Origin of the sequence: Novosphingobium sp. (genome assembly GCF_036733805.1) — a bacterium.
Taxonomy (GTDB): Bacteria; Pseudomonadota; Alphaproteobacteria; order Sphingomonadales; family Sphingomonadaceae; genus Novosphingobium.
Genome location: NZ_DAIMZT010000140.1, coordinates 1 through 2,244 on the forward strand (window position 1 = coordinate 1; position 2,244 = coordinate 2,244).

Genomic DNA, 2,244 nt, shown 5'->3' on the forward strand with positions numbered 1-2,244 from the left:
ACATTGCCACATCCGACCTGCCGCGCGATCGCTTGTTGTCGCGCGGTGCAAGTGCGCTTTCGAATACTGAACTGCTGGCGGTGCTGTTCGGCTGCGATCCCGAGCGAATCCGCGCGGATGTTTGCGCGGCGGGAGGTTTGGCCGGATACATGATTCGCCACGATGGGGCGTTACCGCTGGGGCGGCAAGCGCGTGTGCGTGCGGCGCTGGAACTTGCGCGGCGCGTGATGGGCGAAGAACTGGCAGGCCGTGAGGCGTTGACCAGCCCGCGCGATAGCGCGGCTTATCTAAAAGCGCGACTGGCCCATCTGCCCTATGAAGTGTTCGCTTGCCTGTTCCTCGACAACCGCCACCGCGTACTGGCATTCGAGGAAATGTTTCGGGGCACTTTGGATGGTGCGAGCGTGCACCCGCGCGAAGTGGTGCGCGCGGCGCTGGAGCACAATGCGGCGGCGGTGATCCTCGCTCACAACCACCCCAGCGGCGTCGCCGAACCTTCGGCTGCCGATCGGAACATTACCCGCCAGCTTCGCGACGCGCTGCAGCTTGTCGGTGTGCGAGTGCTCGATCATCTGGTGGTCGGCGCCGGCGAGCCGACTTCGATGGCGGCGCGTGGGCTTATCTGATCGCCAGCCAGTGCCGGCGCAGGGACGCGCTGGCACGCATGGGCGATCCGTGGCGAACTTGAGGCAGCCGCGATGCAACGTTTCAATGTGACCTACGATTACACGCTTCCCGAGGACGTGGAGCTTGGCGACTGCACAGAGCGTGGGTTTGTCGATCAAGACGTGACATTACACCGGGCCGTTAGCGCAGCGCGCGACGTTGGCATGGACGGGGCCGAGTGTGTCGAGCCTAGCGACTCGCGCCACGATTACGCGCGCTGGATCTCGATCGTCGGCCATCGTTTCCAAGACGGCGCCGGCGTCACCGCAAGTATCCATTTCCCAAACTACACAACGTCCGCAAGCCGCGCTCGCTTGGTGCGTGTGCTGTCCCGCGAACTCTAGTACAAAACGCCAGCCACATGTCCTCCGTCGCTGCGAGAACTGGCCAGCATCCAACAAAATTGACCATGACCGGCAACCGGTCTAACTGGCTTCGCCACCAACTCTCCAGTCACGACGACCCTCTAACCACCGCATTTGATTGCTCACGGATCGACAGGTGGTTGCCGGCCAAGTTGCTGCCGTTGCCGCATGCGCAGCAAACGTCCGGTTACGATTCAGCAACGACTGAGCTGGTGTGTCGTCTGTCGTCAAAAGCCGCAATGCGTGTGGCCGAAGGCCAAGCCAGTATGGACGATCTATTTATCGGACAGCGATCTTGGGCACCATCGGCACAGGCGGCAAATGCGGCCATTGAAGCCACGATCACGTACGCTGCTCTCCGGCTGATGTATGCGTCCTGTTCCGCTTTTGTGGCGTGTACTTGGCTTCATCCGCATTACCATGAAGTGCTGCGATGAGCGGACACGCTACTTCCCCACGATGACGAGCGCACCGTTTGACCAGCTTTGTGAGCGCCGCCTCGATTCGGCTGAGGTCCTGTAGCCGCACTCGCACATTGGCCAAGTGCTCGGAAGCCAATTGCGCGGCTGCACTGCACTGCATTCCGTCATCGAGCAACAATAGTTGCCCAATTTCTTCCAGGCTGAACCCCAATCGTTGTGCCGACTTGATGAATTTCACCCGATCAACGTCGGTTTGCCCGTAGCGGCGAATGCCCCCGATGGGCCGGTCCGGCTCCCGTAACAACCCCTTGCGCTGATAGAAGCGGATCGTCTCGACATTCACGCCGACTTCTGCGGCCATCTGTCCAATCGTCAGGGATTTTTCGCGAGGCGGCATGTTGGTTGACTCCGTACTTGGGTACGGTCATAAGCTTACCCCTGCGCGTTCCGCGATCGCGAGACGAACGGAGTCATTCTGGAGAGTCAGGCCATGTCCCTCACCACGCGTGTGGCAGACAAAGCCGGTGTCATCGGCACCATCGTGGGCAGCTTTGGCTGCGCCGCTTGCTTCCCGGCGGTCGCCAGTATTGGCGCCGCCATCGGCCTTGGCTTCCTGGGCCAGTGGGAAGGCTTGTTCGTACGCTTCCTGATTCCGATTTTCGCCATCGTGGCCCTGATCGCGAACCTGACCGGATGGTTTTCGCACCACCAGTGGCAGCGGGCACTGACCGGATCGATCGGCCCTGTCCTGGCACTGATCGGCGCATTCGGCCTGATGGGCGTGTTCGGGA

Annotated in this window: 4 protein-coding genes; 3 read left to right on the forward strand and 1 reads right to left on the reverse strand. The window is 61.4% G+C overall.

What is annotated here, in order from left to right:
• On the forward strand, window positions 1-626 hold a 626-nt coding region (gene radC / locus V7D69_RS15935; protein ID WP_333606324.1), incomplete at its 5' end, for a RadC family protein.
• Window positions 627-698: 72 nt separating this feature from the next.
• Complete coding sequence (locus V7D69_RS15940; protein WP_333606325.1) at window positions 699-1,010, forward strand: hypothetical protein; 312 nt, start codon at window positions 699-701, stop codon at window positions 1,008-1,010.
• Between the two features lie 363 nt (window positions 1,011-1,373).
• Here the strand turns inward: V7D69_RS15940 and merR are convergent, their stop codons facing one another.
• Window positions 1,374-1,850, reverse strand: coding sequence for an Hg(II)-responsive transcriptional regulator (merR, locus tag V7D69_RS15945; RefSeq protein ID WP_333606326.1), 477 nt, complete (start codon window positions 1,848-1,850; stop codon window positions 1,374-1,376).
• A 93-nt stretch (window positions 1,851-1,943) separates the two neighbouring features.
• Between merR and merC the strand changes: the two genes are divergently transcribed.
• On the forward strand, window positions 1,944-2,244 hold a 301-nt coding region (gene merC, locus V7D69_RS15950), incomplete at its 3' end, for an organomercurial transporter MerC (protein ID WP_333606327.1).